This is a genomic window from Saccharopolyspora halophila (assembly GCF_039531955.1).
Classification (GTDB): Bacteria; Actinomycetota; Actinomycetes; order Mycobacteriales; family Pseudonocardiaceae; genus Saccharopolyspora; species Saccharopolyspora halophila.
Window position 1 is genome coordinate 210245 of record NZ_BAAARA010000015.1, and the last position, 13016, is coordinate 223260.

14 protein-coding genes are annotated in these 13016 nt (G+C 69.8%); 5 read left to right on the forward strand and 9 right to left on the reverse strand.

Annotated elements, in window-relative coordinates; genetic code table 11:
- Positions 1-79: 79 nt before the first annotated feature.
- Complete coding sequence (locus ABD289_RS19410) at positions 80-1507, reverse strand: PucR family transcriptional regulator (protein ID WP_344134640.1); 1428 nt, start codon at positions 1505-1507, stop codon at positions 80-82.
- A gap of 293 nt (positions 1508-1800) precedes the next feature.
- Complete coding sequence (rlmN, locus tag ABD289_RS19415) at positions 1801-2916, reverse strand: dual-specificity RNA methyltransferase RlmN (RefSeq protein WP_344134642.1); 1116 nt, start codon at positions 2914-2916, stop codon at positions 1801-1803.
- Between the two features lie 86 nt (positions 2917-3002).
- Between rlmN and ABD289_RS19420 the strand changes: the two genes are divergently transcribed.
- The 4 genes from ABD289_RS19420 to ABD289_RS19435 are packed head-to-tail and all read left to right on the forward strand — an operon-like array spanning position 3003 to position 6229.
- Positions 3003-3932 (forward strand): metal ABC transporter substrate-binding protein, encoded by a 930-nt coding sequence (locus ABD289_RS19420; RefSeq protein WP_344134644.1) that lies wholly within the window; start codon positions 3003-3005, stop codon positions 3930-3932.
- Positions 3929-4651: a metal ABC transporter ATP-binding protein gene (locus ABD289_RS19425; protein ID WP_344134646.1), complete on the forward strand. Its 723-nt coding sequence runs from the start codon at positions 3929-3931 to the stop codon at positions 4649-4651. The genes ABD289_RS19420 and ABD289_RS19425 overlap by 4 nt, the downstream gene beginning before the upstream one ends.
- A 38-nt stretch (positions 4652-4689) precedes the next feature.
- On the forward strand, positions 4690-5538 hold the full coding sequence (locus ABD289_RS19430) for a metal ABC transporter permease (RefSeq protein ID WP_344135058.1): 849 nt from the start codon (positions 4690-4692) through the stop codon (positions 5536-5538).
- 4 nt (positions 5539-5542) lie between these two features.
- Positions 5543-6229, forward strand: a complete 687-nt coding sequence (locus ABD289_RS19435; protein WP_344134648.1) for a metal-dependent transcriptional regulator — start codon at positions 5543-5545, stop codon at positions 6227-6229.
- Here ABD289_RS19435 and ABD289_RS19440 read toward each other — a convergent pair.
- A complete protein-coding gene (locus ABD289_RS19440; protein WP_344134650.1) occupies positions 6213-6677 on the reverse strand; it encodes a hypothetical protein in 465 nt (154 codons plus the stop codon). The genes ABD289_RS19435 and ABD289_RS19440 overlap by 17 nt on opposite strands.
- A gap of 252 nt (positions 6678-6929) precedes the next feature.
- On the opposite strand from ABD289_RS19440, the gene ABD289_RS19445 reads away from it, so the two are divergent.
- Positions 6930-7697 carry a VOC family protein gene (locus ABD289_RS19445; RefSeq protein ID WP_344134652.1) on the forward strand — a complete coding sequence of 256 codons (768 nt, stop codon included), beginning with the start codon at positions 6930-6932 and terminating at the stop codon, positions 7695-7697.
- Positions 7698-7763: 66 nt separating this feature from the next.
- Here the strand turns inward: ABD289_RS19445 and ABD289_RS19450 are convergent, their stop codons facing one another.
- The 6 genes from ABD289_RS19450 to tsf all read right to left on the reverse strand — a co-directional run bounded on the left by ABD289_RS19450 (position 7764) and on the right by tsf (position 12880).
- Positions 7764-8660, reverse strand: a complete 897-nt coding sequence (locus ABD289_RS19450) for a sigma-70 family RNA polymerase sigma factor (RefSeq protein WP_344134654.1) — start codon at positions 8658-8660, stop codon at positions 7764-7766.
- Positions 8661-8747: 87 nt separating this feature from the next.
- Positions 8748-9479, reverse strand: coding sequence for a class I SAM-dependent methyltransferase (locus ABD289_RS19455; protein WP_344134657.1), 732 nt, complete (start codon positions 9477-9479; stop codon positions 8748-8750).
- Between the two features lie 58 nt (positions 9480-9537).
- Positions 9538-10383 (reverse strand): phosphatidate cytidylyltransferase, encoded by an 846-nt coding sequence (locus tag ABD289_RS19460; RefSeq protein ID WP_344135061.1) that lies wholly within the window; start codon positions 10381-10383, stop codon positions 9538-9540.
- A 36-nt stretch (positions 10384-10419) separates the two neighbouring features.
- Positions 10420-10977: a ribosome recycling factor gene (gene frr, locus ABD289_RS19465; RefSeq protein WP_344134660.1), complete on the reverse strand. Its 558-nt coding sequence runs from the start codon at positions 10975-10977 to the stop codon at positions 10420-10422.
- A 101-nt stretch (positions 10978-11078) separates the two neighbouring features.
- Positions 11079-11765, reverse strand: coding sequence for a UMP kinase (gene pyrH, locus ABD289_RS19470; RefSeq protein WP_425564748.1), 687 nt, complete (start codon positions 11763-11765; stop codon positions 11079-11081).
- Positions 11766-12064: 299 nt separating this feature from the next.
- The gene (gene tsf, locus ABD289_RS19475; RefSeq protein WP_344134666.1) at positions 12065-12880 is read right to left on the reverse strand and encodes a translation elongation factor Ts; all 816 of its coding nucleotides are present in this window, start codon (positions 12878-12880) and stop codon (positions 12065-12067) included.
- Positions 12881-13016 lie beyond the last annotated feature (136 nt).

Genomic DNA, 13016 nt, shown 5'->3' on the forward strand with positions numbered 1-13016 from the left:
ACGAACCTACGTCGCGAGCAGGCGCGGAAGTGCTGCCGATCCGGCCAACTCGATCTCGCGGATTGGCCAGTCCGGCAGGTCAGCGCGGATCGGCTCGCAACGCGAGCCACAGCTCGGCCCGGACACCCGGCTGGTCGAGCCTGCGGTCGAGCAGCTCCTCGACCTTGCGGATCCGGTTGCGCAGGGTGTGCCGATGCACGCCGAGGCGAACGGCAGCCGGATCCCACTGCCCGTGGTGAGCGAGCCAGGCGTCCAGCGACCGGATCAGCTCGTCGTGACCGCGCAACGGCGCGAGCGTCGACTCGGCGAAGGCCCTCGCCCGCTCGGCCGGGATGAGGTCGAGCACACCGTTTCCCGCGAGGGCGGCGAAGCGCACCGCGTCACCGGGCCCGGCGGCCTCGGCGGCGTGGCACGCCTGGCGGACTCCCTCCGCGAGGTCGGCCAGCCGGCACGGATCGGAAACGCCCGCGGCGAGACCGGATCCGGCCAGCCGGCCCACATCGGTCTCGGCCACCAGCGCCACGACCACGTCCGCGTGCTCGGCCAGGAACGTCTCGGGATGGTCGGCGGTCAACCGGGACAGCAGCTCGTCGTTGTCCGGCGCACCGGCGAGCGCCACCACCCGGAACGGCTCCACCGGCGGTTCGAGCCGCAACCGGGACAGCTCGTCGACGACGTCCTCACCGCGCAGCAGCAGCGCGAACAGCCCGTTGACCAGCCGACGACGGGCGGCTTCGAGCGATTCGCCCTGCTCGAGCGCGAGGCTCAGCAGCGAGGCGGCGGTGTTGATCAGGTGGTGATCGGCGGTGCTGAATGCCGCGCGCCGACCGACGATCAGCACGCCGCGGGCTCGGGCGCCGAGCTGCTGCACGCTGACTTCCTCGCCGTTGAACGTGAGAATCCGCGCGGAAGGTCCCTTCTTCGCGCGGATCGACTCCACTTCGGATTCGATGCCCTCCGCCGTCGCCGAGGACGGCGCGGCGTGCAGCGGCCGGCCGCCCGCGTCGAGCAGCAGCGTCCAGGCGTCGAGCAGCTTCGACACCCGGCGGATCAGGGCGTTGATCCCGTCGCGGCTGCCCGCGGCCTTGGCGAGCTCGTGCTGGGCACGGCTGGTCCTGCGCAGTTCGGCGTACTCGGCGGCCGCCAACGCGCGCGAGACCGCCTTGCTGATCGCGATGAAGGGCGTCGGCCGTGGCACCTCGAGCAGCGGGAGTCCCGCGGCCTCGGCCGCATCCACCAGCTGCGGCGGGATCTCGCGGTGACTGATCCCGACGCCGAAACCGAGCCCCGCCACCCCGGCTGCGACCAGGCGTCCCACCAGGTCCGCGCAGTCGGCTTCCCGCAGCGCGAGACCGGTGGTCAGCAGGAGTTCGCCACCTTCCAGGAAGGGCGTGGGATCCGCCAGCTCGGAGGTGTGCACCCAGGCGATCGACCGGTCCAGCTCTGCCCGTCCGGCCCGCACCACCAGCCCGAGCTCGACGTCGTCCACCAACTCCCGCAACCGCACCGAAACCTCCCATGAGCGCCGTGCGGACCAAGCTAGCCGGACGGCGGCGACCTTCACCCACCCCATCCGAACGCGGCGGTACTGGCTTCCCGGGACGCGCACCGCGGGAAGCGGCTCCTCAGCCCTGCCGGTGAGACGAGGATGGGAACCTTCCTGTCATCACCGCGACAGAAAGGTTCCCATCCGCAACTCCTTGCGCGGCGAGCCGGAGCAGCGGATGCGCGATGCGGGAACCGGAGATCAGCGATGCCGGGTTCACGGCCGCTGCGGGCCACGGACCCGGTCTCGGAACGTCAGTCCTCGTCGGCGGCGAGCTGGCCGCAAGCCGCGGCGATCTCCTGACCGCGGGTGTCGCGGACCGTGCAGGGGACGCCGGCCGCTTGAACCCGGCGCACGAACTCGCGCTCCACCGGCTTCGGCGAGGCGTCCCACTTGCTGCCCGGGGTGGGGTTGAGCGGGATGAGGTTGACGTGGGCGTACTGGCCGAGGTGCTTGTGCAGGAGCTTGCCCAGCAGGTCGGCCCGCCACGGGTGGTCGTTGATGTCGCGGATGAGCGCGTACTCGATGGACACCCGGCGACCGGTGTTGTCGGCGTAGCCGCGGGCCGCGTCGAGGACCTCGGCGACCTTCCAGCGGTTGTTGACCGGAACCAACGTGTCGCGCAGCTCGTCATCGGGCGTGTGCAGTGAAACCGCGAGAGTGACGTTGAGGTCCTCGGCGGTCATCTTCTTGATCGCGGGCACCAGCCCGACCGTGGAAACGGTGACCGAGCGCTGCGACAGCCCAAGACCTTCCGGGTCCGGGTCGGTGATGCGGTGCACCGCATTGATCACCCGGCGGTAGTTGGCCAGCGGCTCGCCCATGCCCATGAACACGACGTTGGACAGCCGGCCCGGTCCTCCCGGGACCTCGCCGTCGCGCATCATCCGGGCCGCCGAGCGGACCTGGTCGACGATCTCGGCGGTGGACAGGTTGCGCTGCAGCCCGCCCTGGCCGGTGGCGCAGAACGGGCAGGCCATGCCGCAACCGGCCTGGCTGGAGATGCACACCGTGGCCCGCTCGGGGTAGCGCATCAGCACGCTCTCCAGCAGCGTGCCGTCGTGGGCCTTCCACAGCGTCTTGCGCGTGGTTCCCTCATCGGTGTCGAGGTTGCGCACCGTGGTCAGCAGCGGCGGCAGCAACTCCTCGCCGAGCTTTTCGCGGCTGGCCGCGGGCAGGTCGGTCATGGACTCGACCTCGGCGTTGAGGCGGCCAAAGTAGTGGTGCGCGAGCTGCTTGGCCCGGAACGGCTTCTCCCCCAGCTCGGCGACGGCGGCCTTGCGTTCCTCGACCGAGAGGTCGGCGAGATGACGTGGCGGCATACCACGACGTGGGGCGTCGAAGACGAGCGGAAGAGATTTCGTAGACATAGCGCTGCCCAGTGTCCCACGAGCGGAAACGATCGTGTCGGGCAGACCCGTTGGCGCGCGCCACACCCCGAGGTAAGGTTTTCGCCGTGGCGAAAACTCGTTCTGCGCTACACCGAAACCTGGGCGCGGTGCTGGCGCTGGCGCTGGTGCTCACCGGCGGTTGCGGGACCGGGCTGGGCAAGCCCGCCGACGACCGCAAGCACGTGGTCACCACGTTCACCGTCATCGCCGACATGGCCCGCAACATCGCAGGCGACGCCCTGGTCGTCGAGTCGATCACCAAGCCCGGCGTGGAGATCCACGAGTACGAGCCGACGCCCAGCGACATGCTCACCGCGGCCAAGGCCGATCTGGTGCTGGACAACGGCCTCGGCCTGGAGCGCTGGTTCGAGCGGTTCGTGCAGCGCAGCGAGGCCGAACACGTGACCCTGACCGAGGGAATCGATCCGATCCCGATCCGCAACGGGTCCTATCGCGGGGAGGCCAACCCGCATGCCTGGATGTCACCGCGCACGGCCGCGACCTACGTCACCAACATCCGCGACGCGCTCATCCGGCTCGCCCCGGAGCACGCCGAGACCTTCCGCGCCAACGCCGAGGCCTACCTCGGCGAGCTCGCCGCCATCGACCGGTACCTGCGCGACGCGCTCACCGACCTCCCGTCATCGCAAAGGGCCTTGGTGACCTGCGAAGGAGCCTTCTCCTACCTGGCGCGCGACGCGGGTTTGCGGGAGGCGTACCTGTGGCCGGTCAACAGCGCGTCCGAAGGAACGCCGCAGCAGATCAAGGCCACCACCTCGTTCGTGCGCCGCAACGGCGTGCCGACGCTGTTCTGCGAATCCACGGTCAGCGACCGGGCCCAGCGGCAGGTCGCCCGGGAAACGGGTGCCCGACTCGGCGCGAAGCTCTACGTCGACTCGCTGTCCGGCCCGGACGGCCCCGTGCCCACCTACCTCGACCTGCTGCGGCACGACGCGCGGGCGATCGTCGACGGACTGCGCGGGGAGGCCGCATGAGCGCCGTCGCCGCGCACCGGCTCACCGTCCGCTACGGCGAGACCGTGGCGCTCGACGACGTGTCGGTGGACATCGCGGAAGGTCGCATCTGCGGGCTGCTCGGCATGAACGGGTCGGGCAAGTCGACGCTGTTCAAGTCGCTGATGGGGCTCATCCGCCCCGACGCGGGCGAGGTCCGGGTGCTCGACGGCACGCAGCGGCGGGCCCGGCGGGCCGGGTTGATCGCCTACGTGCCGCAATCCGAAGCGGTCGACGCGAACTTCCCCGTCACGGTGGCCGACGTGGTGATGATGGGCCGGTACGGACACCTCTCCCTCACCAGGCGCCCGCGCCGGGCCGACCGGGAGTCGGTGCGGGCCGCCTTGCACCGGGTGGGACTGACCGAACTGGCGGGCAACCCGATCGGCGAGCTGTCCGGGGGACAGCGAAAGCGGACGTTCGTCGCGCGCGGGATCGCGCAGGACGCTCGGCTGCTGCTGCTCGACGAGCCGTTCGCGGGCGTGGATCGCACCTCGGAGGCGATGATCACCGACCTGCTGCTGCAGCTGCGCGACGAGGGGCGGACCGTGGTGATCTCCACCCACGACCTGGCCGGTGTCCCCGAGCTGTGCGACGAGGCGGTCCTGCTGCAGCAGCGCGTCATCGCCCACGGCCCGGTCGAGCGGGCCCTGGCACCGGAGATGCTGGCGCGCGCGTTCGGGATGCCGGAGGTGCCGTGATCCACGAGTGGTTGCTCGAGCCGCTGCAGTTCGGGTTCATGCAGCGCGCCCTGCTGGTCAGCCTCGTCGCGGGCGTGGTGTGCGCGGTGCTGTCCTGCTGGGTGACGCTGATCGGCTGGTCGCTGCTCGGCGACGCGGTCTCGCACGCGGTGCTACCGGGCGTGGTGCTGGCCTACGTGCTCGATCTCCCCTTCTCGATCGGGGCCTTCCTGTTCGGCGGGCTCGCGGTCGCGCTGATCGCCGGGGTGCGCAGCACCACCCGGCTCAAGGGGGACACGGCGATCGGGGTGGTGTTCACCGGCATGTTCGCGCTGGGGCTGGTGCTGGTCTCGCGCATCCCGAGCCAGGTCGATCTCAACCACATCTTGTTCGGCAACGTCCTGGGGGTTACCGACGGCGACATCGCCCAGGTGGTCGCGATCGGAGCGGCCGTGCTGATCGCGGCGCTGGTCAAACGGCGAGACCTCACGCTCTACGCGTTCGACCCGACGCACGCGCACGCGATCGGGATCTCCCCGCGGCGGATGGGAGCGCTGCTGCTGGTGATGCTGGCGCTGACCGTGGTCGTGGCGTTGCAGGCCGTCGGCGTCATCCTCGTCACCGCGATGCTGATCACTCCGGGCGCCACCGCCTTCCTGCTGACCAGGCGCTTCGGGCCGATGCTGGTGACCGCGGCCGGGTTGTCGGTGCTGTGCGCGGTGCTGGGCACCTACCTGAGCTTCCACATCGACACCTCGACCGGCGGCATGATCGTGTGCTGCCAGACCGCCGTGTTCGCGCTGGTCTACCTCGGGGCGCCGAAGCAGGGGATCATCCCTCGTGCGCTGCGCAGACGGGCGATGGTCGGTGACCGTACGACTGTGCGGACCGGCCCGCCCGTAACCTGAGGGCATGCCGACCGATGCCGAGCGCCCGTCGTCGTCGGTGGAGGACTACCTCCGCGCGATTCACGGGCTCAGCGAACGGGGCGAGCCCGTCACGAACGCGACCCTGACCCAGCGGCTCGGCCTCAGCCCGTCCTCGGTGTCCGGAATGATCAACAAGCTGGCGCAGCTCGGCCTGGTCACGCACGTCCGCTACCGCAGCGTCGAACTCACCCCGCAGGGCAGGCGGTTGGCCTACGACGTGCTGCGCAGGCACCGGCTGATCGAGCTGTTCCTGGTCGAGATCCTCGACTACAGCTGGGACGAGGTGCACACCGAAGCCGACTCGCTCGAGCACGCGGTCTCCGACGAGCTCATCGAGCACATCTCGGCCAAGCTGGGCCACCCCGCGGTGGATCCGCACGGGGATCCGATCCCCACCGCGGACGGGCAGGTGTCGATGCCCAAGACCAAGCTGCTCGATCAGATCGAGCCCGGAACCGTCGGCATCATCGCGCGGGTGTGGGACACCGACTCGGACCTGCTGCGCTACCTCACCGAGCACGGCATGACGCTGGGTTCGCGCATCGAGATCGTCGAGCGCAAGCCCTTCGGCGGGCCGCTGGTGGTGCGCGTCGGCGAACCCCCGGAGGCCGAGACGCACTTCGTCGGCGACGAGATCGCCGCCGCGTTGTCCATCAGCGTGCAGACCTAGGTTCGCCCGCGCACCGCGAACCGACGGTCCGGGATTGCACGATCGGTGCGCGCTCCTCGACCTGTTCCAGCTCTTCGCCGTAGATCTGCTCGGTGACCAACCTGCTGTGCAGCTCGTCGGTGCGGTGCGCGCCGAGCACGGCCAGCAGCAGGTCGAACCGGCTGTCGGTGAGCGCCACCGCGACCCAGCCGAAACCCGCCAGCCCGCTGAAGACCAGCAACGCCACCAGCCACGTGCTCGCGCCCTGCGCCAAGCACATGATCGACGTCGCCAGCACCAGCCCCGAGGAGAACGCGATGCCGCGAGCGATGCCGACCTGCTTGATCATCGAGCGGAACGCGGGGTACTGGCGGCACAACTGCTCGGTGAGCTCCCGGCGTTCGCGCCGGTCCAGCTGAGCAAGCCGCGACAGACCCGCGGTGACCGGCTGCGCCGCTCGCTTGGCCATCGCTGCTCCCGACCCCCTGAGGACACTGCCTGCGCCCTCCGGTGCGACCTGAGCACACTCCGGACGGCGACTACCAGCCGATCACGTGGCAGGTCACCTATCAAGGCGTCATTCGGGGGCGTTGGCGATGACAAATGGCGGACGAGCGCGATGCTTCGCCGCATGTGGTGAACGACCTGATCGGCCGGGCGAGTTCAGTCGTCGGCGCCTACCGTCACCTGTAGATGACCACGTCGCAGAGGAGCAGTTGCGATGGCCAACGCAGTGGGCGCGCCCGGCTGGATCGACCTGGCGACCTCCGAGCTGGAGGAAACGCGCGAGTTCTACACCGGATTGTTCGGCTGGCGCTGGCTGCAGCGCCCCGACTACAACATCGCGATGATCGACAAGACCCCGGTGGCCGGACTGCTGCCTCCGGAGAGCGACTTCATCCCGACCGCGTGGACGCTCTACCTGGAGTGCGGTGCCGTTCGGCAGTCCTGCGAGAAGGTTCGGGCGCTGGGCGGCAAGGTGATCGTGCCGCCCACCGAGACGCCCGCCGACGAGATGTTCCTGGTCGCCGAGGATCCCACCGGCGCCATCATCGGCCTGTGGGAAGCGCCGACGTACGGCAAGTTCGGCCGCGACCACGCGGGAATGCTGTGCTGGGCCGAGCTGCACACCAGCGACGGCTCGGCGGCCGACCCGTTCTACGCCGAGCTGTTCGGCTACCGGCAGGAGCAGATGGGTCAGCCGGGAGGCGACTTCGACTACACGGCCTGGTACGCCGGTGAGCAACCCACCGTGGGCCGCTACGAGACCAGCCTCTCGCTGCCGGAGAACGTCGGCGCTCACTGGCTGCTCTACTTCCAGGTCAACCCGGACCAGGACACCGACGCGGCGGTCAACCGGGTCCAGGAGCTCGGCGGCAAGCTCGTGCGCGAGCCCTCCGACTCCCCGCACGGGCGGCTCGCGGTGGTCCAGGACGTCGTGGGCGCCAGCTTCGTCGTCATCGACACCTCCGCCCGCACGGGCGAGTGAGAGCTCCGTTCCATCCCGCGCGCCGTGATCGCCCGGGAGGGAACGAGGCCCTTCCGGGCCGCCTGATCAGGACAGCACCAGCGGATCCAGCCTGGCGATGTGCTCGGGGTCGACGATCACGTCGATGGCGGTGATGCGCCCCTGCTCGACGGCCATCGCGAAGACCGCGTGCGGCTTCTTCTTGGGCGCCCAGGCCGCTCCGATGGTGTCCCCGACCAGGGCCGGGCGAAAACCAGCCACTCCCGAGCGACCGCGGAACATCTCGGCGATGGCGCGCGCCCCGCGGGATTCCGGGACGAGCGGGACCACGCCGGGCTTCTTGATGCGCCGGGTCAGCGACACGGCCGCCTCGTCGGCGCGCAGCACCACGTCCGGGTCCAGCACCGCCAGCAGGGTCTCGAAATCGCCGTCGCGGGCAGCGCCGAGGAATGCCTCGACGACCTCGCGCTGCGCGGCCGGGTCCTGCTCGGCGACGTCGGTCCGGCGAACCCGGCGGCGAGCCCGGCTGGCGAGCTGGCGGGTCGCCGCCGAGCCCTTGCCGACGATCGGTGCTATCTCGTCGAAAGGGACGCCGAAGACGTCGTGCAGCACGAACGCCAGCCGCTCGGGCGGGTCGAGGGTCTCGAGCACGACGAACAGCGCCATGCCGACCGTGTCGGCCAGTTCCGCCTCGGACTCGGGCGCAGGCTCGTCGCCGCGGGCCTGCTCCGGCAGGTCCGCCACGGTCCGCTCCGGACGGGCCTTCCGGGCGCGCAGCAGATCCAGGCAGACCCGGCCGACGATGGTGGTCAGCCAGCCGCCGAAGTTGTCCACCCCGTCGGTGCCCGCCCGATCCACCCGCAGCCACGCCTCCTGCACGGCCTCCTCGGCCTCACCGTGCGAACCCAGCATCCGGTAGGCGACCGCGTTCAACCGCGCGCGGTGCTCCTCGAAACGTCGCGCGAGCACATCGCTGTCCCGCATCCCAGCCTCCTCGGGTCGTCGCCTTCTTGACGGCCCGGCGACCTGGAATGTGACACGAATTCGCCGCGAGCGCTCGCGACCGGGAGTTCAGGACATCAGCAGGCCGGTGGGCTTCTCCCTGGTCCGGAGGCGGTAACCGACCGGCAGGGTCCTGCCCGGAGTCTCGCGGGCCGCGCGCGCCGCGATCTCGGCGGAGAACTCGATGCGCAGCACCTGTTCGAGCGTTTCCCGGTCGTGGAAGCGCCAGAGCGTGGGGATGGAGATGCTGTGGAAGTGCTGCCGGGTGAAGAAGGACTCGATCCGCTCCGGATCGATCTGCGGCGCGTCCGCACGCATCCAGTTCCCGTAGGGCGGGCAGGCCGTGTCGAGATCGACGATGGCCAGCGTCCCGCCCGGACGCAGGACGCGCTCGGCCTCGGCCAGGCCCCGCTCGCAGCCCGGCCCGAAGAAGTACGCGGTGCGCGCGTGCACGAGATCGACGCTGCCGTCGGTCACCGGCAACCGCTGCGCGGGCGCCACCCGGACGTCCACCCCGGCGGTGCCCGCCATGCGTTCGCGGGCGCGTTCGGCCAGCGGCTGGTGCGGTTCGACGCCGATCACCGAACGCGCGCGGGAAGCGAACATCGGCAGGTGGAAGCCGTCGCCGCAACCGATGTCCAGCACGTCCAGCCCGGACCAGTCCCGGTGCTCGCGCAACGCGCGCCAGATGGCACCGCCGGAGTCCTGAGCGCGGTTCTCGGCCTCGTAGACGTCCGGCCAGTGCCAGATGTTCGGACTCGGCGTCACCTCCGGCACCTGCGACTTCCGCCAAGTGCGCATGGATTACCGCCTCGAGCTCAGGCCGGCGCGCGGCCGCTACTGCCGACGACCCGCACGATCACGCCGGTACCAACCAGAACAGCATCATCCAGGACAGCGGCGCCGACGGGAGCAGCGAATCCATCCGGTCCATCAGACCGCCGTGCCCGGGCAGCAGGTTGCCCATGTCCTTGATGCCGAGGTCGCGCTTGATCACCGACTCCATCAGGTCGCCGACCGTCGCGCTGCACACCAGGGCGGCACCGAACAGGGCGCCGTGCCACCACTGCCCGTCGAGCAGCAGCCAGACCGACAGGGAGCCCGCGAGGACCCCGGAGAGCATCGACCCGCCGAAGCCCTCCCAGGACTTCTTCGGGCTGATCACCGGTGCCATCGGGTGCTTGCCGAACAGCACGCCCGCGGCATAACCACCGGTGTCCGAGGCGACCACGCAGATCAGGAAGCACAGCACGCGGAACGCGCCGTCCTCGGGACGCACCAGCATCGCGGCGAACGCGGTGAACAGCGGCACGTACGCCGCGGTGAACACCGAGGCCGTCACGTCCTGCAGGTAGCCCTCGACGCCGTAGCGGAACCGCCAGGCCAGGCAGGCCAGCACGGTGATCGCGAACGCGATCAAGATCCCGGGCAGGCCGAACGGCCAGGACAACCAGATCATCGCCTGGCCGCCGACCAGGGCGGGCAGCACCGCCACCCGGGTCTCCGAGCCGCGCTTGACCGCACTGGCCAGCTCGATCGTCGAGACGGCCGCGGCAGCCGCGGCGATGCCGATGAACAGGTGCCGCACCATCAGCAACGAGAGAATGATCGCCGCGCCGAGCACCACCCCGACGCCGATGGCGGCACGGAGATCGCGACCGGCCCGGGACGGACGCGAGGAAGGGTCCGGATTGCTCGATGGCATTCCGGACTCGTCCTCGCACTGGCCGGGCGTCACCACTCAGACCTCGAGAAGTTCTGCTTCCTTGTGCTTGACCAGCTCGTCGACCTGGGCGACGTAGCGGTGCGTGAGGTTCTCCAGCTCCTTCTCACCGCGGGTGCCCTCGTCCTCGCCGGCCTCGCCTTCCTTGACGACGCGGTCGATCTCTTCCTTGACCTTGCGACGGATGCCGCGGATGGTCACACGGCCCTCCTCGCCCTTGGCCTTGGCGAGCTTGACCATCTCCTTGCGGCGCTCCTCGGTCATCTGCGGGATCGACACGCGGATCAGCTTGCCGTCGTTCGACGGGTTCACGCCGAGGTCCGAGTCGCGGATGGCCTTCTCCATCGCCTGGAGCTGGCTGGCGTCGTAGGGCTTGACGACGATCATCCGCGCTTCGGGCGCGGTGACGCTGGCAAGCTGGTTCAGCGGAGTCGGCGAACCGTAGTAGTCGACGACGATGCCCGAGAACATCGAGGGGTTCGCGCGACCGGTGCGGACCGTGGCCAGGTCGTCCTTGGCCACCGCCACAGCCTTTTGCATCTTCTCCTCGCCTTCGAGAAGTGCTTCGTCGATCACGGCTGCTCCTTAAGTCTGCCGACCGGTGGATGTTGCAAGTGTCGCGTGCCGCGTTGCGCGCCCCCAGGGCGGCCCCGCGACCAGATCAGGATCCAGCACTCTCAGCGCAGGTCGTCCACTGGGGTGCTGACCAGCGTGCCGATCTTCTCACCGCCGACCGCGCGGGCGATGTTGCCTTCCTCCAGGAGGTTGAACACCAGGATCGGCATCAGGTTGTCCATGCACAGGCTGAACGCGGTCGCGTCGGCGACCTTCAGCCCGCGCTCGAGCACCTGGCGATGGGTGATGTGCTCGAAGAACTGGGCTTCGGGGTTGACCTTGGGGTCGTCGGAGTACACGCCGTCGACCGCCTTGGCCATCAGCACGACCTCGCAGCCGATCTCCAGCGCCCGCTGCGCGGCGGTGGTGTCGGTGGAGAAGAACGGCATACCGGTGCCCGCGCCGAAGATGACCACGCGGCCCTTCTCCATGTGCCGCGCGGCGCGCCGCGGGATGTAGGCCTCCGCGACCTTGCTCATGGTGATGGCGGTCATCACCCGGGTGTCGATGTCGTGCTCGCGCTCCAGGAAGTCCTGCAAAGCCAGGCAGTTCATCACCGTGCCCAGCATCGCCATGTAGTCACCGCGCGCGCGGTCCATCCCGCGCTGCTGCAGCTCGGCGCCGCGGAAGAAGTTCCCACCACCGATGACGATGGCGACCTCGACCCCGTCGGCGACGATCTCGGCGATCTGCCGGGCCACCGCACCGACCACGTCCGGGTCAATTCCGACGCGGCCCCCACCGAACATCTCGCCGCCGAGCTTGAGCAGAACGCGACCGTAACCACGTTTCGCCTGCACGTCGTCGGTCACTTGAATCCTCCCGCGAGATCGAGGTGGGTTGGTTGTCCTTGCAGAGTGTGCGGGTGTTGCCGCCAGGGCGCGCCTCGTGAGCGCACCCGGCACGTGTGCCCCGAAGGGCACCGCTCTTGCAAAAGCGCCCCGCCCTTCCAACGAAGGCGGGGCGCCACGTCGGCTGCACGGCAGCCGGGCCGACCTGGTCGTTCACGGCCGGGTGCGGCCCGGCGTACCGGTGGAACCGCGACCGATCAGGACTGGCCGACCTCGAACCGGACGAAGCGGGTGACGGTCACACCGGCCTCGTCCAGCAGGGCCTTGACGGTCTTCTTGTTGTCGGTCACCGACGGCTGGTCCAGCAGGCAGTTCTCCTTGAAGAAGCCGTTGAGCCGACCCTCGATGATCTTGGGCAGCGCCTGCTCCGGCTTGCCCTCCTCCTTGGCGGTCTCCTCCGCGATGCGGCGCTCGTTGGCCTGCACGTCCTCCGGGACCTCGTCCCGGGAGAGGTACTTCGGCTTGAGCGCGGCGATCTGCATGGCGGTACCGCGAGCGGCCTCGGCGTCATCGCCGGTGTACTGCACGAGCACACCCACGGCCGGGGGCAGGCCGGCGGCGCGGCGGTGCAGGTAGGTGGCGACCTGGCCGTCGAGGTTCTCGACCCGGCGCAGCTCCAGCTTCTCACCGATCTTGGCGGAGAGTTCGTGGATCGCGTCGGAGACCGTCTTGCCGTCCAGCTCGGCGGCCAGCCCGGAGTCCAGGTCGGTGGCGCCCGCTGCCTTGACCGCGGAGACGACCTTGTTGGCCAGGCCGACGAACTCGTCGTTCTTGGCCACGAAGTCGGTCTCGCTGTTGAGCTCGATCAGCACACCACCGTCGGCGGCGACCAGGCCCTCGGCGGTGGAGCGCTCGGCGCGCTTGCCCACGTCCTTTGCGCCCTTGATGCGCAGGCTCTCGACGGCCTTGTCGAAGTCGCCGTCGTTCTGCTCCAGAGCCTTCTTGCAGTCCATCATGCCGGCGCCGGTCAGCTCGCGAAGACGCTTGACGTCGGCCGCACTGAAGTTAGCCATCGTGCGTAGTCCGTCCCTGTTGATACGGAGTTGGAAGATCTTTTGGAAGCTTCCCGCAGCGTGCGGCGTGATGCGGATTCGCCGCACGCGCGTGTGCGGGTCACGTTGCCAGTGTGCCTGGCCAGCGGCCCTGCCG